At 66.4% G+C, this 24,659-nt stretch carries 16 protein-coding genes and 1 tRNA gene; 14 read left to right on the top strand and 3 right to left on the bottom strand.

The features are described 5' to 3' along the window. Positions 1-34 precede the first annotated feature (34 nt). Genes RQG82_RS09670 through RQG82_RS09650 form a run of 5 tightly spaced genes read left to right on the top strand, consistent with a single transcriptional unit; the run spans position 35 to position 5,538 of the window. Positions 35-1,327: a sugar ABC transporter substrate-binding protein gene (locus tag RQG82_RS09670; protein ID WP_311258875.1), complete on the top strand. Its 1,293-nt coding sequence runs from the start codon at positions 35-37 to the stop codon at positions 1,325-1,327. A 14-nt stretch (positions 1,328-1,341) separates the two neighbouring features. Continuing rightward, positions 1,342-2,319, top strand: coding sequence for a carbohydrate ABC transporter permease (locus tag RQG82_RS09665; protein WP_140036315.1), 978 nt, complete (start codon positions 1,342-1,344; stop codon positions 2,317-2,319). Continuing rightward, positions 2,316-3,149 (top strand): carbohydrate ABC transporter permease, encoded by an 834-nt coding sequence (locus tag RQG82_RS09660; protein WP_311258874.1) that lies wholly within the window; start codon positions 2,316-2,318, stop codon positions 3,147-3,149. The genes RQG82_RS09665 and RQG82_RS09660 overlap by 4 nt, the downstream gene beginning before the upstream one ends. Next, complete coding sequence (locus tag RQG82_RS09655; RefSeq protein ID WP_311258873.1) at positions 3,146-4,657, top strand: glycoside hydrolase family 3 N-terminal domain-containing protein; 1,512 nt, start codon at positions 3,146-3,148, stop codon at positions 4,655-4,657. Before RQG82_RS09660 ends, RQG82_RS09655 begins: the two co-directional genes overlap by 4 nt. 14 nt (positions 4,658-4,671) lie before the next feature. After that, positions 4,672-5,538 (top strand): MurR/RpiR family transcriptional regulator, encoded by an 867-nt coding sequence (locus tag RQG82_RS09650; protein ID WP_311258872.1) that lies wholly within the window; start codon positions 4,672-4,674, stop codon positions 5,536-5,538. A 7-nt stretch (positions 5,539-5,545) separates the two neighbouring features. Here the strand turns inward: RQG82_RS09650 and RQG82_RS09645 are convergent, their stop codons facing one another. Then, positions 5,546-6,466: a sugar kinase gene (locus RQG82_RS09645; protein ID WP_311258871.1), complete on the bottom strand. Its 921-nt coding sequence runs from the start codon at positions 6,464-6,466 to the stop codon at positions 5,546-5,548. Between the two features lie 167 nt (positions 6,467-6,633). Here RQG82_RS09645 and RQG82_RS09640 point away from each other — a divergent pair, with 167 nt between their 5' ends. The 6 genes from RQG82_RS09640 to rpoC all read left to right on the top strand — a co-directional run bounded on the left by RQG82_RS09640 (position 6,634) and on the right by rpoC (position 19,796). After that, entirely contained in the window at positions 6,634-8,307 is a 1,674-nt protein-coding gene (locus tag RQG82_RS09640) for an ABC transporter substrate-binding protein (RefSeq protein ID WP_311258870.1), read from the top strand. Positions 8,308-8,393: 86 nt separating this feature from the next. Next, on the top strand, positions 8,394-9,398 hold the full coding sequence (locus RQG82_RS09635) for an ABC transporter permease (RefSeq protein ID WP_311258869.1): 1,005 nt from the start codon (positions 8,394-8,396) through the stop codon (positions 9,396-9,398). A gap of 49 nt (positions 9,399-9,447) precedes the next feature. Continuing rightward, the gene (locus tag RQG82_RS09630) at positions 9,448-10,398 is read left to right on the top strand and encodes an ABC transporter permease (RefSeq protein ID WP_311258868.1); all 951 of its coding nucleotides are present in this window, start codon (positions 9,448-9,450) and stop codon (positions 10,396-10,398) included. Further along, on the top strand, positions 10,395-12,101 hold the full coding sequence (locus RQG82_RS09625; RefSeq protein ID WP_311258867.1) for an ABC transporter ATP-binding protein: 1,707 nt from the start codon (positions 10,395-10,397) through the stop codon (positions 12,099-12,101). The genes RQG82_RS09630 and RQG82_RS09625 overlap by 4 nt, the downstream gene beginning before the upstream one ends. Before the next feature lie 230 nt (positions 12,102-12,331). Continuing rightward, positions 12,332-15,835 carry a DNA-directed RNA polymerase subunit beta gene (locus RQG82_RS09620; RefSeq protein ID WP_311258866.1) on the top strand — a complete coding sequence of 1,168 codons (3,504 nt, stop codon included), beginning with the start codon at positions 12,332-12,334 and terminating at the stop codon, positions 15,833-15,835. A gap of 85 nt (positions 15,836-15,920) precedes the next feature. Further along, positions 15,921-19,796: a DNA-directed RNA polymerase subunit beta' gene (gene rpoC / locus RQG82_RS09615; protein ID WP_311258865.1), complete on the top strand. Its 3,876-nt coding sequence runs from the start codon at positions 15,921-15,923 to the stop codon at positions 19,794-19,796. 211 nt (positions 19,797-20,007) lie between these two features. Here rpoC and RQG82_RS09610 read toward each other — a convergent pair whose 3' ends face one another. After that, the gene (locus RQG82_RS09610) at positions 20,008-20,598 is read right to left on the bottom strand and encodes a hypothetical protein (RefSeq protein WP_311258864.1); all 591 of its coding nucleotides are present in this window, start codon (positions 20,596-20,598) and stop codon (positions 20,008-20,010) included. Positions 20,599-20,683: 85 nt separating this feature from the next. On the opposite strand from RQG82_RS09610, the gene RQG82_RS09605 reads away from it, so the two are divergent. Both RQG82_RS09605 and RQG82_RS09600 read left to right on the top strand, forming a co-directional pair. Continuing rightward, positions 20,684-21,613, top strand: a complete 930-nt coding sequence (locus RQG82_RS09605; RefSeq protein WP_311258863.1) for a PfkB family carbohydrate kinase — start codon at positions 20,684-20,686, stop codon at positions 21,611-21,613. 86 nt (positions 21,614-21,699) lie between these two features. Next, positions 21,700-21,784, top strand: a tRNA-Tyr gene (locus RQG82_RS09600). A 97-nt stretch (positions 21,785-21,881) separates the two neighbouring features. On the opposite strand, the gene RQG82_RS09595 is transcribed toward RQG82_RS09600, so the two are convergent. Then, a complete protein-coding gene (locus tag RQG82_RS09595) occupies positions 21,882-23,999 on the bottom strand; it encodes an MMPL family transporter (protein WP_311258862.1) in 2,118 nt (705 codons plus the stop codon). 79 nt (positions 24,000-24,078) lie between these two features. On the opposite strand from RQG82_RS09595, the gene RQG82_RS09590 reads away from it, so the two are divergent. Then, entirely contained in the window at positions 24,079-24,576 is a 498-nt protein-coding gene (locus RQG82_RS09590; protein WP_311258861.1) for a MarR family transcriptional regulator, read from the top strand. The last annotated feature ends 83 nt before the right edge of the window (positions 24,577-24,659 follow it).

Below are 24,659 nucleotides of genomic sequence, written 5' to 3'. Positions count from 1 at the left end.
GATGCCGCCAGGACGTTCAAAGAGGAGATCCCTGATGCACAAGCGCATTCTTCCGGTCATGGCGCTGGGCGCCGTGGCCACACTGGGCCTGGCGGCCTGTGCCGGTGGCGGAGCAGACACCGGCGGAGCCGTCGACGGAGAGGGCCAGGAGCTCACCGTCTGGATCATGAAGGGCACGAACCCCGACGCGACCGCGTTCTACGACGAGGTATCGAGCGCCTTCGAAGACGAGACCGGGGCCACGGTCAAGATCGAAGAGATCCAGTGGGCGGACGCTCACGACCGCTTCGTCACGTCGATCGCCGGTGGCACCACCCCCGACATCGCCGAGACGGGCACCACCTGGACAGCGGAGTTCGCGGACGCTGGTGCCCTCGAGCCGCTCGACGAGTACGTCGACGCCGAGAAGGGCCTGCGCGACGACCTCGTCGAGGGCCTCGCGGTCGCCGGTACCTACGAGGACGAGCTCTACGGCATGCCGTGGTACGCCGGTGTCCGCTCGATCGTCTACCGCACCGACGTGTTCGAGGAGCTCGGTCTCGAGGCTCCGAAGACGTGGGACGACATCGTCACTGCCGGTGAGGCGATCAAGGCCGCCAAGCCCGACATGCTGCCGTTCCCCGTCGCGGGTGACGCCGAGTTCCAGGTCTACCCCTGGGTCTGGGGTGCGGGCGGCGAGGTCGCGACCCTCGACGGCAAGACCTGGACGAGCGAGCTAGACAGCGACGAGTCGCAGGCCGGAATCGAGTTCTACACCGGACTCGCGACCGAGCACGGTTTCTCCTCTGCCGGTGCCACGACGTGGAAGGAGACCGACCTCCGTGACTCGTTCACTCAGGGGAACGTCGCCATGATGCTCTCGGGCTCGTGGACGCCGAAGGCTCTGATCGAGGCGAACCCCGAACTCGACGGCAAGATCGGCGCGGCCGTGATCCCCGGCGAGGACGGCGGAATCGCTCCGTCCGTGCTCGGAGGCTCGCACCTGTCGGTCTTCAACACGACGAAGAACGCCGACCTCGCGTGGGAGTTCGTCAAGCTGATGAGCACCGGCGAGTTCGCCGAGCAGTGGGCTGACGAGACCGGCTACTTCCCCGGCGTCCAGTCGGCGATGGAAGAGGCCCTCGCCTCGACCGACCCGCTCGTCGCTCCGTTCGCGCAGCAGATGGTCGAGGGCGGCGCATCCGTGCCCGTCACCCCGAACTTCGGAGCCGTCCAGGCGAAGAAGACCACCAACTCGATGATCCAGGCGATCCTCGGCGGGCAGAAGGACGTCGCCACCGCGACGAAGGATGCCGCAGCTGAGATGACCGAGCTGCTCAACAAGTAAGGCTGTATCCCTTCATGTCGATGGTGCAAGCGCCACTGCCGGCCACGAAGGCGGAGTCCACCTCCGCCTCCGTGGCCGGCGGCCAGCCCCGGCGGCGAGGACTCTCGCTGCTCACGGCCCGCCCCTGGCTTCTTCTCGCTCCCGGGCTGGTCATCCTCGCGGTGCTCATGCTCTGGCCGCTCATCCAGGTCTTCATCTTCTCGCTGCAGGACTACGGTCTGCGCGAGATCAACACCGGCGAGAACAACTGGATCGGCGTCGACAACTACGTCGAGGCGCTCACCAACCCGACGCTGTGGGCCGTCGTCCTGCCGAACACCGTCGGCTTCGCCGCCGTCGCCGTGTTCGTCACCGTGGCGGTCGGCACACTGGTCGCGCTCCTGCTCGCGAAGCTGGGCACGGTCTGGCGCACCATCGTCTCGAGCTGCATCATGGTCGCGTGGGCCATGCCCGCCGTCACCGGCACTTACGTGTGGACGTTCATCTTCGACGCCGACCGTGGCATCTTCAACACCACCCTGCAGAACCTCGGCCTGATGGACGAGCCGGTCAACTGGTTCACCAACCAGTGGTCGTTCTACGCGATCGTGCTGCTGAACGTCGTGCATCACGGCTTCCCGTTCGTGGCGATCACGGTGCTCGCCGGTCTCCTCGGAGTCTCGAAGGAGATGCTCGAGGCGGCCGCACTCGACGGCGCGAACGCCTGGATGCGCTTCTGGAAGATCATCTTCCCGACGCTCAAGCCCGTCTTCTCGGTCGTCATCATCCTGTCGACGATCTGGGACTTCAAGGTCTTCGCGCAGGTCTATCTGATGCCGGGCGGAGGGGGAGGCAACCGGTCGGTGCTCAACCTCGGCGTCTGGTCGTACGTCGAATCCTTCGGTCAGAACCGCTACGGGTTCGGCGCCGCTCTCGCCGTGCTGCTCACCCTCGTGCTGATCGGAATCACGATCGTGTACATCCGATCCCTCATGAAGGAGGACGAGCTGTGAACCCTCGCCCGTCTGCCATGTCGCGCCTCGGCACCGGCATCGCGATCGCCGCCGTCCTGATCTTCACGCTGTTCCCGGTGTACTGGATGGTCTCCAGCGCGTTCGACGCCAAGGCATCCAGCGGTGGTCAGTCGCTGCTGCCCCAGGAGTTCACGTTCGACAACTTCGCCTTCGTCCTCACCGACGGCGGCTTCGGCACCTACCTGCGCAACTCGGCCATCGTGGCTCTGGTCACAGTGCTCGTCAGCGCACTGGTGTGCCTGCTCGCGGCGGTCGCCGTCGCGCGCTTCCGCTTCAAGTTCCGCACGACCGTCCTCATGATGATCCTCATCGTGCAGATGGTCCCGCTCGAGGCTCTCGTCATCCCCCTGTTCCTGCAGGTCAAGAGCCTCGGACTGCTCAACAGCATCCTCGGCCTGATGGTCGTCTACGTCGCGCTCTCACTCGCCTTCGGAATCTGGATGCTGCGCGGATTCGTCGCTGCGGTTCCCGTCGAGCTCGAAGAGGCCGCCTACATCGACGGCGCCAGCTGGTGGCGGATGTTCCGCTCGATCCTGCTGCCGCTCGTGATGCCGGGCCTCGTCGCCACCAGCATCTTCAGCTTCATCACGGCGTGGAACGAGTTCATCTTCGCGATGACGATCCTCGGCAGCGAGACCGACCAGTACACGGTCTCGATCGGTCTGAAGTCCTTCTTCGGTCTGCACTCCAACGACTGGGGCAGCATCATGGCCGCGTCGACGATCATCACGATCCCCGTCATGGTCTTCTTCGTGATCGTGCAGCGTCGCCTCTCGGCAGGCATGGTCGCCGGAGCGGTGAAGGGATGACCGACGAGCTGGTCCGCCTCGCCAATGCGGTGCTCTGGCCGGGGTTCCTCGGCACCGAGGCGCCGGACTGGCTTCTCGCCGAGCTGCTCGACGGCCTGGCGGGAGCGGTCTACTTCAGCCAGAACGTCGGCGACGGACTGCCTGCCCTGAGTGACGAGATCCTTCGCGCGAACCCGGCCGCCCTGATCGGGATCGATGAGGAGGGCGGCAACGTCACACGCCTCGAGTCCACGGCCGGTTCCACGCTCCCAGGGGCGGCCCAGCTCGGAGTCGTCGACGATGTCGAGGCGACGAGGGACTCCGGTGCGGAGCTTGCTCGACGGGTCGCCTCGGTCGGTGCCAACGTGGTGCTCGGGCCCGTCGCCGATGTGAACACGGATCCGCGAAATCCCGTGATCGGCGTGCGCTCCTTCGGCAGCGACGAGGAACTCGTGGCCCGACACGTGCAGGCGGCAGTCGACGGCCTGCAGAGCAACGGGGTCGCTGCGTGCGTCAAGCACTTCCCGGGACACGGCGACACGCATCTGGATTCGCACCACTCGCTGCCCGAGATCTCGCTCGGCATCGACGAGTTCGAGCGCGTGCACCTCGAGCCGTTCCGTGCGGCGATCGCTGCGGGAGTCGACGCCATCATGACCGCGCACATCGTGGTTCCCGCGTGGGGGGAAGAGCCGGCGACGCTGAATCCTCGGGTGCTCGGGATGCTGCGCGACTGGGGTTTCGACGGCGTCATCATCTCGGACGCCCTCGACATGGCGGCCATCCGTGAGACCGTCGGCATCGGACAGGGCGCTGCGCTTGCCCTGGCGGCCGGTGCCGATCTGCTGTGCATCGGCAACCCGACGAACCGGGGCGACGCCACGCTGCCCGACCAGGACCGGCGAGACTTCCTCGCTGCCCGCGACGGGATCCTCGCGGCGGTGAGCGACGGCTCGCTGCCCCGCGAGCGACTCGCCGCTGCGGCCGAGCGGGTCGCCCGTCTGGCAGAGACCCTCCGCACCCGCGCGACGACCGCTCCTCCGATCGACTACGACGGATCGGAGATCGTCCGACGAGCGATCACCGGTGCGACGGCGGATGCCGGGGTGCTCGCAGTGGTCGACGCCCGCCGTCGTTCGACTCTCGCCGTAGACAGTGCGTCGGCGTACGTGGCTGAGACGCTCGCCGCCGACGGCCACCGTGTTCGTGTCGACGTCGCGCGAACGTCGATCGAAGAGCAGGACGTCGCCCTCGAGCGGGCGGTTCTCGCCGAGGGGCTGACGGTCGTCCTTCTGGATCGCCCCGACGCCGATGACGCGCAGCGCTCGCTGGTCGAGCGCGCCGCTCTGCGCGACCCCGAGGCGGTCGTGGTCAACGTCGGACTCGCGGCCCGGCGGCCTCTGCCGCTTCCTGTCGTGGAGGTCGGATCCGCGAGCAGGATCGGTGCGCAGGCCGCCAGAGATCGACTGACCGGCGGGTCTTCGCGCCGCGCCGATTCCTCGCCCACCAGCGCAGGTCCGCCCGACTGAGGCAGGATGACACCGTGGACGACGATGTTCTCGCGCTGGTGCGCCGATCCGTTCCTCGACTGAGTGCTGCAGAAGCACGGGTCGCGGAGACGATCCTCGGCGACCCCACGCTCGTCGTCGATCTCGCCATCAACGATCTCGCGCAGCTCTGTCACACGTCTCTGTCGACCGTTGCCCGATTCGCGCAGTCGCTCGGCTTCAGCGGGTACCGCGAGCTGCGGGTCGCGGTCGCTCGCACGGTCACGCTCGCCCAGGCGCAGCGGGCGCGTTTCGGCCTCGACACCACGGCGATCGACCCTGACGACGAGCCGTCGGCGATCGCTGCGAAGCTCGCAGCTCAAGAGATCGATGCGATCGAGAAGACGGCGCGCGGGCTCGATGCAGACGCTCTCGACCGGGTCGCGAGGGCCGTCGTGGCAGCCCGCCACGTCGATCTGTTCGGGCAGGCGGCCTCGTCGTTGACCGCCCAGGACCTTCAGCAGAAGCTCGCGCGCATCGGCTGCTCGGTCGCGCACTCCGCTGATCCGCATCTCGCTCTCACGACGGCGTCGCTGCGCACCGCAGACGACGTCGTCATCGCCTTCTCGCATGGCGGCGAGACCCAGGAGGTCGTCCGCGCCGTCGAGATCGCCCGAGACGCCGGCGCGCTGTCCGTGGCGATCACGAGCGCCCCCGACTCGACGCTCGCGCTCGCTGCCGACATCGCGCTGATCACGTATGCGCAGGAGTCGCCATTCCGGATGGCCGCGATGTCGAGCCGCATCGCGCAGCTGGCCCTGGTCGACATCCTGTTCGTGCGCGTCGTGCAGCACCGGGGCGAACCCGTGGTCATCCCGCTGCAGCTCACGCACGACGCGGCGGCGTCTCGTCGCCGCCGGTAGGTGCCGATCAGTCGACGTGGTCGCGGGTGCTGAGCAGCGCTCTGGTCGCGATCCTGTGCGCGCGGGCGAGGCTGCCGGTGAGCGAGAGGCCGGTCAGCACGCCGGCGAGGAACCCGGCGGCGAACGCGTCTCCGGCCCCGATGGATTCCACGACGGAGACGTCGAGCGACCTGCTGTCGGTGCGCTCCACTCCGTCGAACGCCACAGCGCCGTCGGGGCTCGTGGCGATCAGATACCTCGGTTCGGGGAACAGCTCGCGCAGTCGATCCGGCTCGGCGGTGCCGAACACCGACTCCGCGTCGGGTCGAGTGCAGAAAGCGATGTCGGCGCGGCGGACGTAGTCCGAGATCACCGCGCGCCCTTCGTCCTGGCGGCCGCGCCAGAGCGCGGGGCGCCAGTTCACGTCGAAGCTGAGCAGCCGACCGTCGCGGGGCGCAGCGAACAGCGCATCCTGCGCCGCACGAGCGGACTCCGAGAGGGCTGGCGTGATCCCAGAGGTGTGCACCAGTGCTGCCTGGGCCAGAAGAGCGGATGCTGCGGGGGACGCGAGGGTCTCGGGCGACAGCGCCGCGGCTGCTGAACCCGAGCGGTAGTAGTGCATCGTCCCGTCGACCGAGCCGTCCGGGCGCGGTGACAGCTCCTTGACGTAGAGACCGGTGGGGGCTTCTGCGTCGATGTCCACGGCCGAATCGTCTACCTCGTGCCTGCGCAGCTCCGCTGTGAGGAATCGCCCGAAGCCGTCGTCACCCACGCGAGACACGACAGCGGCGCGAATGCCCGCCGACGCCAGTGCGATCGCGGTGTTCCACTCCGCCCCGGCGAGCGATCGATGGAAGGTGCGCACGTCCTCGAGGGGAGCGGCAGTGGCGGGGACGAAAGAGACGAGGCCCTCGCCGACGCAGACGACGAGGGGAGATGTGTCGGGCACGTTCAGGAGGCTACCGGATCGGCCACGGCGCTGAACATCCGTAACAGGAATGCAACCTGGAGGTGTTTGCATCGGTATGCGCACTGGGTAGCGTCGAGGCATCACGGTTCCGAAGTCGACGATGTCTTCGGAACGCGCACAGCAGCGCTCGACAGGAAGGTCACACAATGCACCACTCAGTCATGCGTCGGCGAGGACTCCTCGCCGTCACCGGAGCCGCACTCGCGGCGCTGGTCCTCTCAGGATGCGTCGCCAGCGAGCGCAGCGACGACGGCGGAGAGGCTGCCGGCGATGTCGACGGCACTTTCGTGTTCGCCGCATCCTCGGACCCGGCCAGCCTCGACCCGGCATTCGCCCAGGACGGCGAGAGCTTCCGCGTCTCGCGGCAGATGTTCGAGGGCCTCGTGGGCACCGAACCAGGCACGGCCGACCCGGCACCCCTGCTCGCCGAGTCGTGGGAGTCGTCCGAAGACGGCATGAGCCACACCTTCACCCTCAAGGAAGACGTCACCTTCCATGACGGCACCCCGTTCAACGCCGAGGCGGTGTGCGCGAACTTCGACCGCTGGTACAACTGGACCGGCCTGGCCGCATCGGAGGCGTTCGGCTACTACTACAACAAGCTCTTCAAGGGCTACGCCGACAGCCCGGCGGACGCCGTCTACAAGTCCTGCACCCCTGACGGCGACTACTCCGTCACGATCGACCTGAACAAGCCGTTCGCCGGCTTCGTCGCATCCCTCTCGCTGCCGTCGTTCTCGATGCAGAGCCCGTCGGCGCTGCAGGAGTTCGGCGCCGACGACGTGAGCGGCTCCGCCGAGGCTCCCGTGCTCTCCGAGTACGCGATGGGTCACCCGGTCGGCACCGGCCCCTACCAGTTCGACGAGTGGGCTCCGGGCGAGCAGGTCACGCTCAAGGCCTACGGCGACTACTGGGGCGAGGCGGGCCAGATCGACGAGATCATCTTCCGCACGATCGACGACCCGACCGCGCGTCGCCAGGCCCTCGAGTCCGGATCGATCGACGGCTACGACCTCGTCGGCCCTGCCGACACCAAGGCACTCGAGGACGACGGCTTCACCATGGTGTCGCGCCCTCCGTTCACGATCCTCTACCTCGCCTTCAACCAGGCCATCCCCGAGCTGCAGGACCCGAAGGTCCGTGAGGCGCTCTCGTACGCGGTCGACAAGGATGCGCTGATCAGCCAGGTCCTGCCCGAGGGCACCGAGAAGGCGATCGAGTTCGTGCCCGACACCGTCAACGGCTACAACCCCGACGTCACGACGTACGACTACGACCCCGAGAAGGCCAAGTCGCTGCTCGCAGAGGCAGGCTACGACGAGGCCAACCCGCTGAAGCTGACGTTCAACTACCCGGTCAACGTCTCGCGTCCGTACATGCCGGACCCCGAGCAGATCTTCACGGTTCTGTCGTCGCAGCTCTCCGAGGTCGGCGTCGAGACCACCCCGGTCTCGGAGGAGTGGGTCGAGTACCTCGACCGCACCACGGGAACGTCCGACCACGGCATCCACCTGCTCGGCTGGACCGGCGACTACAACGACACCGACAACTTCGTCGGCGTCTTCTTCGGCCAGCAGAGCTCGGAGTGGGGCTTCGACAACCCCGAGCTGTTCCAGAAGCTGAACGAGGCTCGCGGCGTCTCCAACCTCGAGGACCAGACGGTGCTCTACGAGGAGATCAACGAGATGGTCGCGCAGTTCATCCCCGGTGTGCCGATCGCGCACCCGGCGCCGACACTGGCATTCGACCCTCGCGTCGAGAGCTATCCCGCCAGCCCGGTGAACGACGAGGTCTTCACGGACATCGTCCTCACCGAGTAGGTCTGACCGACTGAGATGCCCACCCGGGTCTCCGCGCTCGCCGCGGAGGCCCGGGACCGGCGTACCTTCTGATCAACGGAGACCTCTTGCTGCGCACCATCGGCAGGCGACTGCTTTTCCTCATTCCCACCCTGATCGGCCTCAGCATCCTGCTGTTCGCCTGGGTCAGGGCCCTGCCAGGCGGCCCGGCCGTCGCTCTTCTCGGTGAGAAGGCGACTCCGGAGGCCGTCGCCAGGGTCAACGAACTCTACGGCTTCAACAAGCCGATCCTGGAGCAGTACTTCATCTGGGTCGGCCGCCTCCTCCAGGGCGACTTCGGAACGTCTATCCAGACGAACCGACCCGTGACGGAGGAGTTCTTCCGCCGCTTCCCCGCGACGCTCGAACTGAGCGTTCTCGCGCTCATCTTCGCGATCGGCGTCGGCATCCCGCTCGGCTACTGGGCGGCTCGCCGCCACGGCAAGTTCACCGACCATGCGTCGGTGGTGCTGAGCCTGGTGGGCATCACCATCCCGGTGTTCTTCCTGGCCTTCATCCTGAAATACGTGTTCGCGGTGCAGCTCGGGTGGCTTCCTTCGGACGGCCGCCAGAACCCCCGAATAGATGCCACGCACCCGACGGGGTTCTACGTGTGGGACGGCATCATCACCGGCGAGTTCGACGCCTCCTGGGATGCGCTGATGCACCTGGTGCTCCCGGCACTCGCGCTCGGCACGATCCCGCTCGCGATCATCGTCCGCATCACAAGGGCGAGTGTTCTGGAGGTGCAGAACGCCGACTACGTGCGCACTGGCCGTGCGAAGGGCGTCGGTTCGTCGACGCTGCGCAGTCGCTTCATCCTGCGCAACGCGATGCTGCCGGTGATCACGACGATCGGTCTGCAGACCGGACTCCTGATCTCGGGGGCGGTGCTCACCGAGACCGTCTTCGCGTTCCCCGGCATCGGGTCCTTTCTCGCGAGGGCGATCTTCACACGGGACTTCCCGGTCCTTCAGGGATTCATCATCTTCATCGCGATCGCCTACGCGCTGATCAACCTGGCGGTCGACGTGTCGTACAGCTTCATCGATCCGAGAGTGCGGGTGCAGTGATGTCCCGTCTCGTTCTCTGCAGACCCATCCTCCGAAAAGAGGTGACGTCATGAGCGTCGCACTCCCACCCGCACAGGGCGGCGAGATCATCGACACCGTCGCGATCGCGCAGTCCCACCTGAAAGAAGGACCAGGCGGGTTCTGGCGCGATGTGTTCCGTCGCCTCCGCCGCAACCCCACCGCCTGGATCGGCGCCGGTATCGTCCTGATCTTCATCCTGGTGTCCGTGCTCGCGCCGTTGCTCGCTCCCTACCCCGAGACGGCGCTGCCCGGTGCGAAGTACATCACGCCGACGTACATCCCCGGACCAGGGGAGCTGCCGGAGTTCCCGCTCGGCCTCGACCGCTTCGGCGGCGATGTGCTCTCCAAACTCATCTGGGGTGCGCAGGCGTCGCTGCTGATCGGTGTCATCTCGACCGCATTAGGTCTGGTCGGCGGAATGATCCTCGGGCTTCTCGCCGGCACGTTCGGCGGATGGGTCGACACCGTCATCATGCGCATCGTCGACATCATCCTGTCGGTGCCGAACCTGCTGCTGGCCGTCTCGATCGCCGCGATCCTCGGTCAGACGCAGTTCGCGGTGATGATCGCGATCGGCGCTTCGCAGGTGCCGATCTTCGCGCGCCTGCTGCGCGCGTCGATGCTGCAGCAGCGATCGAGCGACTACGTGCTCTCGGCCCAGACGCTGGGTCTCGGCCGTGGTCAGATCACGATGTCGCATGTGCTGCCCAACGCGATCGGCCCGGTCATCGTGCAGGGGACGCTCACGCTCGCGACGGCCGTCATCGATGCGGCGGCGCTGTCGTTCCTCGGTCTCGGCGGCGGTCGACCCGAGACGGCCGAGTGGGGGCGCATGCTCACCTACGCGCAGGCCGAACTCGCCATTGCGCCATGGCTGGCGTTCCTGCCAGGTATCTGCATCGCGGTCACCGCACTCGGCTTCACCCTGTTCGGTGAGGCTCTGCGCGAGGCCATGGACCCGAGGACGAGAGCACGATGAACGCTGCGAAAGAGAACCGGGTGCCGGACGCACCCCTGCTGTCGGTCGAGGGCCTCGCCGTCGACTTCGCCACCATGGACGGCGTCGTGCACGCGGTCGAGGGTGTCGACCTCGAGATCGCCCCGGGCGAGACCGTCGCGATCGTGGGGGAGTCGGGGTCGGGCAAGTCGACGACCGCGATGGCCATCATCGGGCTGCTCGCCGGAGGCGGTCGCGTCGCCGCCGGCAGCGTCCGCCTCGACGGCCGCGACATCACGCGTGCCTCCGAGAACGAGCTGCGGACGATCAGAGGGCGGGACATCGGCCTCGTGCCTCAAGACCCCATGTCCAACCTGAACCCGGTCGCCAAGATCGGCACCCAGGTCGCCGAGACTCTCCTCGCGCACGGTCTCGCGACCAGGCAGAACGTGAAGGAGAAGGTCGTCGAGGCGCTCACCGCCGCAGGGCTGCCCGATCCTGAACGTCGAGCGAAGCAGTATCCGCACGAGTTCTCGGGTGGCATGCGCCAGCGCGCGCTGATCGCGATCGGTCTGGCGTGCAAGCCTCGTCTGCTGATCGCAGACGAACCGACGAGTGCGCTCGACGTCACGGTGCAGCACACGATCCTCGACCAGATCGGTCAGATGACGCGTGAGCTCGGTACGGCAGTGCTGCTCATCACGCACGACCTGGGTCTCGCCGCGGAGCGCGCCGAGCGCGTCATCGTGATGCACCGTGGCAGGGTCGTCGAGCAGGGGCCGGCCAAGCAGATCCTCGAGGCGCCGCAGCATCCGTACACCCAGTCGCTGGTGGCGGCGGCACCGTCCGTGGCGGCGGCGCGCCTGCGGCCGGAGGCGTTCCGCGTCGAGGACCGGCCGACCGAGGCGACGGATGCTCCGGCCATGGCCGACGAGGTGACGCCCGGGGTTCCGGCCGCCGACCACATCGTCGAGTTCGAGCACCTCACCAAGGTGTATCCCGTGCGAGGGCAGAAGGAGGACTTCGTCGCTGTGAACGACGTCTCGCTCGCGATCCCTCGGGGTGAGACGGTCGCGATCGTGGGCGAGTCCGGGTCGGGCAAGACCACCACGGCCCGGATGCTGCTGAAGATCATCGAGCCGACCAGCGGCCTCATCCGCTACGGGGGCAAGGACATCGCATCCCTCGATCGAGCGGAGACGAAGGACTTCCGTCAGCGGGTGCAGCCGATCTTCCAGGATCCGTACTCGAGCCTGAACCCGATGTTCACGATCGAGCGCCTGATCTCCGAGCCGCTCGACTTCTACAAGCGGGGGAGCAGCGCCGACAGGCGCAAGCGCGTCCGTCAGCTGATCGACGACGTGGCGCTGCCGCAATCCATGCTGCGGCGGTATCCGTCGGAGCTGTCGGGCGGTCAGCGGCAGCGCGTCGCGATCGCTCGGGCGCTCGCTCTCTCACCCGATCTGATCGTGTGCGACGAGCCGGTGTCGGCGCTGGACGTACTGGTGCAGGATCAGATCCTGACGCTGCTCGGCGACCTGCAGACCGAATACGGGCTGAGCTATCTGTTCATCTCGCACGACCTCGCCGTCGTGCGACTGATCAGCGACTACGTGTGTGTGATGAAGGATGGATCGCTCGTCGAGGCGGCTTCGTCGGAGGAGATCTTCACGAACCCGCGCGACCCGTACACGCGGCGCCTGCTGGCGTCGATCCCGGGGAACGAACTCAACATCGCCTCCTGAGGCGATCCGCGGAGGATCCTCTCGGCCTTCTTCGGGTGCCAATACCGCAGCATCCGAAGAAGGTCAAGGATTGAGCTTGCCATGTCGCAAGTTCGTGCGTATAGTTGGTAGTTGCGCTCGCTTCTCCCTGCCCTCATATGGTGGTCGGCATTTCGTTGAGCATTCGGGCGCACACTCACCTGACGACAAAGGAATCGAGAAGCCCTGCGGGGCTCACGGAGGTTATTCCCTTGGCTGCTGCTCGCAACGCATCCACCACCACCACCACTAAGAACGGACGCGGAGCATCCCGTCTTTCGTTCGCCAAGATCTCCGACACGCTGACGGTCCCTGACCTTCTCGCTCTGCAGACCGAATCCTTCGGATGGCTCGTCGGCAACGACGCCTGGAAGGCTCGTGTCGCAGAGGCCAAGAAGGCCGGCCGCACAGACGTGAACGAGAACAGCGGCCTCGGCGAGATCTTCGAGGAGATCTCACCGATCGAGGACCTCGGCGAAACGATGCAGCTGTCGTTCACGAACCCGTACCTCGAGCCGGAGAAGTACTCGATCGAGGAGTGCAAGGAGCGTGGCAAGACCTACGCCGCTCCGCTGTACGTCGAGGCCGAGTTCATGAACCACCTCACGGGCGAGATCAAGACCCAGACGGTCTTCATGGGCGACTTCCCGCTGCAGACCGACAAGGGAACGTTCATCATCAACGGCTCCGAGCGCGTCGTCGTCTCGCAGCTCGTGCGTTCGCCCGGTGTCTACTTCGACAAGACCCCCGACAAGACGTCCGACAAGGACATCGTGTCGGCGCGCGTCATCCCGAGCCGTGGTGCATGGCTCGAGTTCGAGATCGACAAGCGCGACCAGGTCGGCGTCCGCGTCGACCGCAAGCGCAAGCAGTCGGTCACCGTGTTCCTCAAGGCGCTGGGCATGACCAGCGAGGAGATCCTCACGGAGTTCGCCGGCTACACCTCGATCGAGGAGACGCTCGCGAAGGACACCATCGTCACGAAGGAAGATGCGCTCCGCGACATCTACCGCAAGCTCCGTCCGGGCGAGCAGGTCGCTGCCGAGGCTGCGCGTGCGCTGCTCGACAACTTCTACTTCAACCCGAAGCGCTACGACCTGGCGAAGGTGGGTCGTTACAAGATCAACCACAAGCTCGGTCTCGACGCGCCGCTGACCGACTCGGTCCTCACGGTTCAGGACATCGTCGCGACGATCAAGTACCTCGTGCGTCTGCACGCAGGCACGGAAGAGACCTTCCCCGGCATCCGCTCGGGCAAGAAGGCCGACATCCGCATCGCGACCGACGACATCGACAACTTCGGCAACCGTCGCATCCGCGCGGTCGGCGAGCTGATCCAGAACCAGGTCCGCACCGGTCTGTCCCGCATGGAGCGCGTCGTCCGCGAGCGCATGACCACGCAGGACATCGAGGCGATCACCCCGCAGACCCTGATCAACGTGCGCCCCGTCGTCGCCGCGATCAAGGAGTTCTTCGGAACCTCGCAGCTCTCGCAGTTCATGGATCAGAACAACCCGCTCGCGGGTCTGACCAACAAGCGCCGCCTCTCGGCTCTCGGCCCCGGTGGTCTGAGCCGTGACCGCGCAGGTGTCGAGGTCCGTGACGTCCACCCGTCGCACTACGGCCGCATGTGCCCGATCGAGACCCCTGAAGGCCCGAACATCGGTCTGATCGGTGCTCTCGCGACCTTCGCGCGCATCAACTCCTTCGGCTTCATCGAGACCCCGTACCGCAAGGTCACCGGGGGCGTCGTCACCGAGGACATCGACTACCTGACGGCTTCCGAAGAGGTCGACTTCAACATCGCGCAGGCCAACGCCCCGCTCGACAAGAACGGTCGCTTCATCGAGAGCCACGTCCTGGCCCGCCCCAAGGGCGGCAGCGGCGAGGTCGACATGTTCCTGCCGGAGGACATCGGCTACATCGATGTCTCGCCGCGCCAGATGGTGTCGGTCGCGACCTCGCTCGTGCCGTTCCTCGAGCACGACGATGCACAGCGCGCCCTCATGGGTGCCAACATGCAGCGTCAGGCTGTGCCGCTGCTGCGCAGCGACTCGCCGCTCGTCGGAACCGGTATGGAGGGCTACACCGCCATCGACGCCGGCGACGTGCTCACGGCTGAGAAGCCGGGTGTCGTCACCGAGGTCTCTGCAGACCGCGTCACCGTCATGCTCGACGAGGGTGGAACGCAGGACTACCACCTGCGCAAGTTCGACCGCTCCAACCAGGGCACGTCGTACAACCAGAAGGTCGTCGTCAACGAGGGCGACCGCGTCGAGGTCGGAGAGGTCATCGCTGATGGCCCCGCCACCGAGAACGGCGAGCTGGCCCTCGGAAAGAACCTCCTCGTCGCGTTCATGACGTGGGAAGGCTACAACTTCGAGGACGCGATCATCCTCAGCCAGGACCTCGTGAAGGACGACACCCTCTCCTCGATCCACATCGAGGAATACGAGGTCGACGCCCGCGACACGAAGCTCGGCAAGGAGGAGATCACCCGTGATCTCCCCAACGTCAGCCCTGAGCTGCTGAAGGATCTCGACGAGCGCGGCATCATCCGCATCGGTGCCGAGGTCCGCCCCGGCGACATCCTCGTCGGCAAGGTCACGCCGAAGGGCGAGACCGAGCTGTCGGCGGAAGAGCGTCTGCTCCGCGCGATCTTCAACGAGAAGAGCCGCGAGGTCCGTGACACCTCTCTGAAGGTGCCCCACGGTGAGCAGGGCACGATCATCGCCGTCAAGGAGTTCAACGCCGAGGACGGCGACGACGAGCTCGGCTCCGGCGTCAACCGCCGCGTCGTGGTCTACATCGCCCAGAAGCGCAAGATCACCGAGGGTGACAAGCTCGCCGGTCGTCACGGCAACAAGGGTGTCATCGCGAAGATCCTCCCGATCGAGGACATGCCGTTCCTCGCGGACGGAACCCCGGTCGACATCGTGCTGAACCCGCTGGGTATCCCGGGTCGAATGAACTTCGGCCAGGTGCTCGAGACCCACCTCGGGTGGATCGCGAAGCAGGGCTGGAAGGTCGAAGGAAACCCGGAGTGGGCTGCGAAGCTCCCGAAGGACGCCTTCGAGGCCGCCCCCGGCACCAAGGTCGCCACCCCGGTGTTCGACGGTGCGAGCGAGGAGGAGATCGCCGGTCTTCTCGACGTGACCACCCCGACCCGTGACGGTGTGCGCCTGATCGACTCCACCGGAAAGGCCCAGATGTTCGACGGCCGCTCCGGCGAGCCGTTCCCGGCGCCGATCTCGGTGGGCTACATGTACATCCTGAAGCTCCACCACCTGGTCGACGACAAGATCCACGCGCGTTCGACTGGTCCGTACTCGATGATCACCCAGCAGCCGCTCGGTGGTAAGGCGCAGTTCGGTGGCCAGCGATTCGGTGAGATGGAGGTGTGGGCCCTCGAGGCCTACGGTGCCGCTTACGCGCTCCAGGAGCTCCTCACGATCAAGTCCGACGACATCCTCGGCCGCGTCAAGGTGTACGAGGCCATCGTCAAGGGCGAGAACATCCAGGAGCCCGGCATCCCCGAGTCCTTCAAGGTGCTCATGAAGGAGATGCAGTCGCTCTGCCTGAACGTCGAGGTCCTCTCGGCTGACGGCACGCTGGTCAACCTCCGTGACACGGACGATGAGGCCTTCCGCGCAGCGGAAGAGCTCGGCATCAACATCTCCAGCCGCTTCGAGGCCGCCTCGATCGACGAGATCTAAGGTTCAGGCCGCCGACTGAGCAGCACGCTCGGTCGGCGGCCCACCTCCCCGATTTCTTCAGAAGAATTCCTACACAGGAGAATTTGTGCTCGAGTCAAACACTTTCGATGAGCTTCGCATCGGCCTGGCAACCGCGGATCACATCCGCGCCTGGTCCTACGGCGAGGTCAAGAAGCCTGAAACCATCAACTACCGCACCCTGAAGCCGGAGAAGGACGGTCTCTTCGGAGAGCAGATCTTCGGCCCGTCCCGCGACTGGGAGTGCGCCTGCGGAAAGTACAAGCGCGTCCGCTTCAAGGGCATCGTCTGCGAGCGCTGCGGCGTCGAGGTCACCAAGTCCTCGGTCCGTCGTGAGCGCATGGGTCACATCGAGCTCGCCGCTCCCGTCACGCACATCTGGTACTTCAAGGGTGTTCCGTCGCGTCTGGGCTACCTGCTCGACATGGCGCCGAAGGACCTCGAGAAGGTCATCTACTTCGCTGCCTACATGGTCATCTCGGTCGACGAGGATGCTCGTCACCGTGACCTGGGCACGCAGGAGAACAACATCCGTCTCGAGCTGAAGACGCTCGGAGACCGTCGCGACGCGAAGATCGCCGAGCGCCTGGCTCGCCTGGAGGAGGAGCTCGCTTCCCTCGAGGCGGAGGGCGCCAAGGCCGACGCGAAGAAGAAGGTCAAGGACGCCGCCGAGAAGGAGATGTCGCTCATCCGCAAGGGTGCCGACGAGGCGATCGCCAAGCTCGAGCGCGTGTGGGAAGACTTCCGCACCCTCGAGGTCGGCGCACTGCGCCCCGAAGACGACGTCTTCCACGAGCTGCAGGACCGCTTCGGCCAGTACTTCGAGGCCTACATGGGCGCCGAGTCGATCCAGCGTCGCCTCGCGGCGTTCGACCTGGCAGCCGAGGCCGAGAGCCTGCACCTGCAGATCTCCGAGGGCAAGGGCCAGCGCAAGATCCGCGCGATCAAGCGTCTGAAGGTCGTCAACTCGTTCCTGGAGACCGGCATGAGCCCGGCCGCCATGGTTCTGGATGTCGTTCCGGTGATCCCGCCGGAGCTGCGCCCGATGGTGCAGCTCGACGGTGGCCGCTTCGCGACCTCCGACCTCAACGACCTCTACCGTCGTGTGATCAACCGCAACAACCGTCTTCGTCGTCTGATCGACCTCGGTGCCCCCGAGATCATCGTCAACAACGAGAAGCGGATGCTGCAGGAGGCCGTCGACGCACTGTTCGACAACGGTCGCCGTGGTCGCCCCGTCACCGGTACCGGCAACCGCGCCCTGAAGTCCCTCAGCGACATGCTGAAGGGTAAGCAGGGTCGTTTCCGCCAGAACCTGCTCGGCAAGCGCGTCGACTACTCGGGCCGTTCGGTCATCATCGTCGGACCGCAGCTCAAGCTGCACCAGTGCGGTCTGCCCAAGCAGATGGCGCTGGAGCTCTTCAAGCCGTTCGTCATCAAGCGCCTGATCGACCTCGGTCACTCGCAGAACATCAAGGCAGCCAAGCGCGCTGTCGAGCGCACCCGTCCCGAGGTCTGGGACGTGCTCGAGGAGATCATCCGCGAGCGTCCGGTGCTGCTCAACCGTGCACCCACCCTGCACCGACTGGGCATCCAGGCCTTCGAGCCTCAGCTCGTCGAGGGCAAGGCCATCCAGCTGCACCCGCTCGTCTGCGCGGCGTTCAACGCCGACTTCGACGGTGACCAGATGGCTGTCCACCTGCCGCTGTCGGTCGAGGCTCAGGCCGAGGCCCGCGTGCTGATGCTCGCGTCGAACAACATCCTGAAGCCGTCTGACGGCCGCCCGGTGACCCTGCCTTCGCAGGACATGATCATCGGTCTGCACCACCTGACCACGGTCAAGGTCGGCGCATCCGGTGAGGGTCGCGCATTCGGTTCGGTCGGCGAGGCGATCCTGGCCAAGGACGAGGGCACCCTCGACCTGCAGGCCAAGGTCCGCATCCGCATCCCGGGTCTGACGTTCCTCGAGGGCGAAGCTCCCGAGGGCTACGAGCGTCACGGTCTCGTCGACGCATCGCTCGGTCAGGCGATCTTCAACGACACGCTTCCCAAGGGATACCCGTTCGTCCGCGAGCAGGCTGACAAGAACAAGCTGTCGCAGATCGTCAACAAGCTGGCCGAGGAGTACCCCAAGGTCGAGACGGCTGCGTCGCTGGACCGCATCAAGGACGCCGGTTTCTACTGGGCCACGCGCTCCGGTGTGACCGTCGCTCTGAGCGACATCCTCACGCCGCCGAACAAGGCTGAGATCGTCGCCGGCTACGAGAAGCAGGCCGCGAAGGTCCAGTCCCAGTACGAGAAGGGCCTGACGACCGACACCGAGCGTCGCCAGGAGCTCATCAAGATCTGGACCGAGGCGACCGACGAGGTTCAGACCGCGATGCGGGCGAACTTCCCCGAAGACAACACCATCAACCGCATGGTGTCGTCGGGTGCTCGTGGTAACTGGCTGCAGATCCGGAACATCGCCGGTATGCGTGGTCTCGTCAACAACCCCAAGGGTGAGATCATCCCGCGTCCGATCATCTCCTCGTACCGCGAGGGACTGTCGGTGGCGGAGTACTTCATCGCGACGCACGGTACCCGTAAGGGTCTGGCCGACACCGCTCTGCGTACCGCCGACTCGGGTTACCTGACCCGTCGTCTGGTGGATGTCTCGCAGGACGTCATCATCCGCGAAGAGGACTGCGGCACGTCGAAGGGCCTCGAGCTCCCGATCGCCGCTCCGAACTCGCAGGGCGAGCTGGTGCGCGACGCGAACGTCGAGAACTCGGTGTTCGCTCGTACGCTGGCCTCCGACGTGGTCGACAGCAAGGGCGAGATCCTCGCTTCTGCCGGTGACGACGTGGGTGACGTGCTCATCGACAAGCTGGTCGGACTCGGGGTCGAGAGCATCAAGGTGCGCTCCGTCCTGACCTGCGACTCCGCTGTCGGTGTCTGCGCACAGTGCTACGGCCGTTCGCTCGCGACGGGTAAGACCGTCGACATCGGAGAGGCCGTCGGCATCATCGCGGCCCAGTCGATCGGTGAGCCCGGTACCCAGCTGACGATGCGTACCTTCCACACCGGTGGTTCGGCTTCGGCCGATGACATCACGCAGGGTCTGCCCCGCGTGCAGGAGCTCTTCGAGGCGCGTACCCCCAAGGCTGCGTCGCCGATCGCAGAGGCTGACGGTCGCATCACGATCGACGAGACGGACAAGGCCAAGAGGCTCATCCTGACGCCCGACAACGGTGACGAGGAAGTGATCTACCCGGTCCTGAAGCGTGCAACGCTTCTGGTCGAAGACGGTCAGCACGTCAGCGTCGGTCAGCCGCTCCTGGTCGGAACGCTCGACCCCAAGGAGGTCATGCGTGTCATGGGTGCCCGCGAGGTGCAGCGTTACCTCGTCGGTGGCGTTCAGGGCGTGTACCGCTCGCAGGGTGTGCCGATCCACGACAAGCACATCGAGGTCATCGTCCGTCAGATGCTCCGCAAGGTCACCGTCGTTGATCACGCCGACACGACCCTGCTTCCGGGTGAGATGGTCGACCTCAAGCGCTACCAGGCGATCAACCGCGAGGCTGTGGCAGAGGGCAAGCGCCCCGCGTCCGGCCGTTCGGAGCTGATGGGTATCACGAAGGCGTCGCTCGCGACGGAGTCGTGGCTGTCGGCCGCCTCCTTCCAGGAGACGACCCGCGTGCTCACCGAGGCTGCGATGCAGGGCAAGCGCGACCCGCTGGTCGGTCTCAAGGAGAACGTCATCATCGGTAAGCTCATCCCCGCCGGAACCGGTCTCTCGAAGTACCGCGACGTCACGGTCGAGGCCACCGAGGAAGCCAAGAGCGAGCGCTACCCGAACCGGATCTTCGCATCCGACGGCGCGTACGCTGACGGCGACTTCGGCTACGTCGACTTCGACGCGTTCTCGACGGACGACATCACGCCGGGTACGTACAACTGACGTACTGAGTGAGTGAGAAGGCCCCGGGCGATTCGCCCGGGGCCTTCTTCGTGCCCTGATGCCGGAGACCGGTGCCGCTTCTCACGCACACAACTTCGGAGATGGTGGGCGGCTCGCCGTCACAGGGCCTGTCGGCCCGGCGTGGCGAACCCGGCATCCGAAACTGTGCCCGGGGCCAGAAGCAGAAGCAGGCGACGAGCAGACGACCGGGCTAGTCGAAGAGGTGCGCCACGATGCTCGAGGTGTAGCCCTCGGGGGCCAGGTTCGAGTACTTGGAGTCGATCAGCACGTCGTCACGCCAGAACAGGGTGCGGCCGTCCGTCACCGGGTACTGCGGGTTCGGCCAGGTCTTCTCACAGCGCGTGCCGCCGTCGGGCGTGAAGCACGTGAAGCCCTCGGTCGTGACGAGCGTGTTGAGCATGTCGAGGGCCGGGCCGCGGTTGATCAGGGAGATCGTGGTGACGAGACGGGTGGTGTCGGCCTTCGGATCTGCCCAGATGCACGTCAGCGTGCCGTCGTCTCCTACGCCGGAGGGTCCGAAGGCCGCATCATTGAGCGGGATGCCGTCGAGCTGGGCGAGCACGTCGTCCGAGAGGATCGCCCGGCAATCGGTGGGCAGAGCGACCGGCGTCTCAGTCGGCGTGGGGGAGGGCGACGGACTCGCTGACGCGTCGGGCGTAGAACTCGACGACGGCTCCGCGGATTCGTTCGACTCTCCGGATCCGGATCCGGCCGGACCGCAGCCGGTGAGCACCGCGACGATGAGGAGCGCCGCAGCTCCGGCGGCGATTCGAGCGTTCATGCGCTCACCGTAGCGCTGCGCACAGCCCACGCCGGGAGGCTGACCGAACCGGCGCAGAAGCCGCTCTCGCGGTAGTGTCGGCAGAATGAGTGCTGATTCCTCCCGTGTGCCCGGTGCGGTCGTCGTCGGTGACGCGCTGATTGACGAGATCCATGACATCGGCGGGGTTCGAGAGCTGGTGGGCGGCGCAGCGCTGAACGTCGCCGTCGGCCTTCGCCGGTTGGGCGTGCCGACGACGCTGATCGCCATGGTTGGAGAGGACGAAGCGGGTGCACACATCCGCGAGTACCTCGACGATCACGATGTGCGCCTGATCGCGAGCGACGCGCCCCTGGGGTCGTCTCGTGCGATCGTGCAGCGCGGAGCTGACGGCGAGCCCGTCTACGTCTTCAACGAGGCGGCGCAGCGGCGCAGCATCCGCTATTCGGACGAAGCCGTGCAGGTGATCGCCGACGCCGGCCTCGTGGCCGTCAGCTGCTTCCCCTTCGACGTCCCCGCCGAGGTCGATGCGCTGCTCGGGGCCGTCGGCGATGCTCGTCTCGCCGTCGACCCCAACCCGCGTTCGGGGATGCTGAGCGACCGCGCCGAGTTCGTGCGGGGCTTCGAGCGTGCGGCTGCCGGGGCGTCGATCGTCAAGGTCGGCGGCGATGATGCGTCTCTTCTCTATGACGGCGATCTCGACGCCCTCAGGGCACGGCTGCGCGCGCTCGGGGTCAGCGCCGTTCTCGCGACCGCGGGGGCGGACGGCGCGGCACTCGAGTCGGACGCCGGAATCGTCACGGCGCCGATCTCGACGCTTCCCGGACGCGTCGTCGACACCGTCGGAGCCGGCGATGCCACCCTCGCCGCCGTCGCTACGGGGCTGGCGCACGGCATGCCCTCCGACGCCGACGGGTGGCAGCAGCTGCTCGTTCGCGCGATGGACGTGGCCGCTGCGACGTGCCGCGCCGAGGGGGGCCTGCTGCGGACTCCCGAGTCGCTGGCCGACCCCGATCAGGGCGTCTTCGGGAGCTGAGCGCTCGATTTCTCAGGCCTGCCCTCGGCAGGTATGATTACTTATCGTGCCCCCGGTTGGCTGTCGAAGTCGGACGGGTGCGCTCTGGCGAGTTACCCAAGCGGCCAAAGGGATCTGACTGTAAATCAGACTGCTCAGCATTCGGGGGTTCGAATCCCTCACTCGCCACCACACGATGAGAAACGCCCCCGTGCTTCGGGGGCGTTTCTCGTTTCTGTGCTCTCGGATCGATTCGTCCTCGGGGCTGCCTGAGCCGGAGCCCGCGGTCCTAGCGGACGCTCACGGCTTCAGTCCTCTGTTCGGAGGAGAGCGCGTCAGAGCCCTGCCGGGCGGCGTCGGCATCGGAGAGCGGCGGACGGCGAGGCCACCAGAAGCTGTCTTTCGTGATGAAGGCGAGCGCCGGAACGATGACGGTTCGCACGAGCAGCGTGTCGATCAGCACGCCGATGCAGACGATGATGCCGATCTGCGTCAGCGTGATCAGCGGCAGGACCCCGAGGACGGCGAACACTGCGGCGAGCAGGATGCCGGCGCTGGTGATCACGGCGCCCGTGGCGGCGAGAGCGCGGATCATCCCCTGCGTGGTGCCGAGGTGTGCAGCCTCTTCTTTCGCGCGGGTGACGAGGAAGATGCTGTAGTCGACACCGAGCGCGACGAGGAACAGGAAGCTGAACAGCAGCACGTTCGTGTCGATGGCGGGGAATCCGAAGAGCGGCGACTGGAAGAGCCACCAGCTCAGGCCGATGGCCGAGAAGAAGCTGGCCACGACGGCGACCAGAAGCAGCAACGGGGCGACGAACGCCCGCAGCAGCAGCACGAGGACGACGAAGACGAGCACCAGGATCAGCGGGATGAGGAGAGCCTGGTCGCGGGCCTGCGCATCGGCCACATCGAGTGCCTGAGAGTCGAGCCCCCCGACGAGGCCTTCGCCGGACCCGACGTCGTCGAGCGCGTCACGCATACGTTCTACTGTCGCGAACGCGGCATCGGTCTCGGCGCTGGCGTCGAGTGTGACATCGATCCGCGCCAGGTCATCCGTCGTCTCGCCCATGGTCGCCGAATCGACGCCGTCGAGGTCTCCGAGAGCGGCGGTCGCTGCATCGGCATCCTCGAGAGGAACGACGACGATCGCGGGGGACGTGGTCCCAGCCGAGAATGCGTCTGCGAGAACCTCCTGGCCCTGCACAGCCTCAGGCTTCTGCAGGAACCGGTCGTTCTGCGAGAGTCCGGTCTGCACGAACAACAGCCCGCTGGCCATCGCGCCGAGCGCCACGAAACCGATCGATGCCACCACCACCGGCCGCTTGGAGACCCCGCGACCGAGCTTGCCCCACACGCTGCGCGAGATGGCATCGGGCGAGTTGAACCGGGGGATGTAGGGCCAGAAGAGACCCCGGCCGAAGAGCACGAGTGCAGCGGGGAGCACGAAGAGGGCGAAGAACATCGCGACGAGGATGCCCACGGCGCATGCCAGCCCCAGCGCGCGGTTGCCGGCGATCTCGGCGAGAAGGAGCGTGAGGAGGGCGAGAGCGACGGTCGATCCGCTGGCGATGATGGCGGGGCCGGCGCCACGGAGCGCCTGCTGCATCGCTTCCCTACGATCCTGATGCAACCGCAGTTCGTCGCGGTATCGGGCGATCAGCAGGAGTGCATAGTTCGTCCCTGCACCGAAGACGAGCACCGAGAGGATGCCGGTGATCGACGCGTCGAGCTGGATGCCCACGGCGCTCGCCACCTGTCGCGCGACGATTCCGGCGAGGGCGTCTGCCAGGCCGATGACGACCAGCGGCACGATCCACAGCCAGGGGCTGCGGTAGGTGATCAGCAGAAGCACCGCGACGACGATGACGGTCGTGAGCAGCAGGGTGAAGTCCGCTCCGTCGAAGACGGCGGCGATGTCGACTTCGAAACCCTCTGCGCCGGTGAGGTAGACGCGAACCCCATCGAGGTCTGCGGCGGCGATGTCGCGGATCTCCTGTGCGCGGGCTGACTGCTCGGCGACGTCGGGCTCTGGCTCGAGGGGCACGATCACCAGTGCGACCGTTCCGTCGTCCGAGATCTGCGCAGGTGGGACGGCGCCGTCGCGCGATAGGTCCGCCAGATCGCCGAAGGCCTTCTCGTCGATGAGAGCGAGCGCTTCAGCATCCAGCTCTCCCTCTTCGGCGGCGAAGACGACGAGCGCCGAGGTCGCGTCGGCGCTCGGGAACTCCTCCAGAAGCTCGTCGACCTTGACTGACTCTGCCGACGAGGGGAGCCCCACAGAGGGGGCTGTCTCGGAATCGTTGCTCCCCGCGACGGCGAAGAGAGCGGCGGCCGCGACGGCGGTCGCGACGAGGATGATCCATGACGTCTTCGCAGACGTCAGGAAGCGAGTCAGTGCGCTCACGAGGATTCTCCACCTTGGTAAGTAGTTCGTTGATCAAATAATACGACTATCGAAAGACAATAGCGATATCGTAGAAGTCATGCAAGCGAGCGAGGGGCCCTCACCAGAGGTCGACAGGGCTGCGTTCGCGCCCGCCCGACCGGCGACGGCGCTGCTGAGGGACTTCATCGAACTCAGCGAGCTGTTCGAGTCCTCGCTCGCCGACGAGCTGGGGGTCAACCCCACCGACCTGCAGGTCATGGAGCACCTGATCATGAGCGGCCCGCTGGCTCCGACCGAGCTCGCTCGGCGAGTGGGGCTCTCTGCCGGCGCGACCACCACTTCTGTCGATCGCCTCGTCGCGCTCGGGCATGTCTCTCGCGAACCCCGCCCGAACGACCGCCGGGGAATCCTCGTCGCTCCGCGGCCCGAGTCGCGCGACAGGGCGATGGGGCGTCTGATCCCCATGATCATGGGGGTCGATGCGGAGTTGGACTCATTCACTCCAGGCGAACAGGACGTGATCACCAGGTATCTCCGACAGGTCACTGAGTCGCTGCGCTCACACGCCGGCATCGACACCTCGGCCCCGCGCTGAGAAACGGGTCGATCGCCATGCGAATCGCAGGGATCGTGGGCGGCTCGATAAGTATTTCTGGACGGTGTTCAGAAACCTCTGGA

The sequence above is a fragment of the Microbacterium sp. WCS2018Hpa-9 genome, from assembly GCF_031843745.1.
GTDB lineage: Bacteria > Actinomycetota > Actinomycetes > Actinomycetales > Microbacteriaceae > Microbacterium.
The sequence above is the reverse complement of the archived record's forward strand: the minus strand, read 5'-3'. Positions and strand labels throughout refer to the sequence as shown.

Bases quoted from the DNA above. Each gene is read 5' to 3' on its own strand.
- RQG82_RS09670 (WP_311258875.1), top strand. From the start codon at position 35: ATGCACAAGCGCATTCTTCCGGTCATGGCGCTGGGCGCCGTGGCCACA.
- RQG82_RS09665 (WP_140036315.1), top strand. From the start codon at position 1,342: ATGTCGATGGTGCAAGCGCCACTGCCGGCCACGAAGGCGGAGTCCACC.
- RQG82_RS09655 (WP_311258873.1), top strand. From the start codon at position 3,146: ATGACCGACGAGCTGGTCCGCCTCGCCAATGCGGTGCTCTGGCCGGGG.
- RQG82_RS09640 (WP_311258870.1), top strand. From the start codon at position 6,634: ATGCACCACTCAGTCATGCGTCGGCGAGGACTCCTCGCCGTCACCGGA.
- RQG82_RS09630 (WP_311258868.1), top strand. From the start codon at position 9,448: ATGAGCGTCGCACTCCCACCCGCACAGGGCGGCGAGATCATCGACACC.
- RQG82_RS09625 (WP_311258867.1), top strand. From the start codon at position 10,395: ATGAACGCTGCGAAAGAGAACCGGGTGCCGGACGCACCCCTGCTGTCG.
- RQG82_RS09610 (WP_311258864.1), bottom strand. From the start codon at position 20,598: ATGAACGCTCGAATCGCCGCCGGAGCTGCGGCGCTCCTCATCGTCGCG.
- RQG82_RS09605 (WP_311258863.1), top strand. From the start codon at position 20,684: ATGAGTGCTGATTCCTCCCGTGTGCCCGGTGCGGTCGTCGTCGGTGAC.
- RQG82_RS09590 (WP_311258861.1), top strand. From the start codon at position 24,079: ATGCAAGCGAGCGAGGGGCCCTCACCAGAGGTCGACAGGGCTGCGTTC.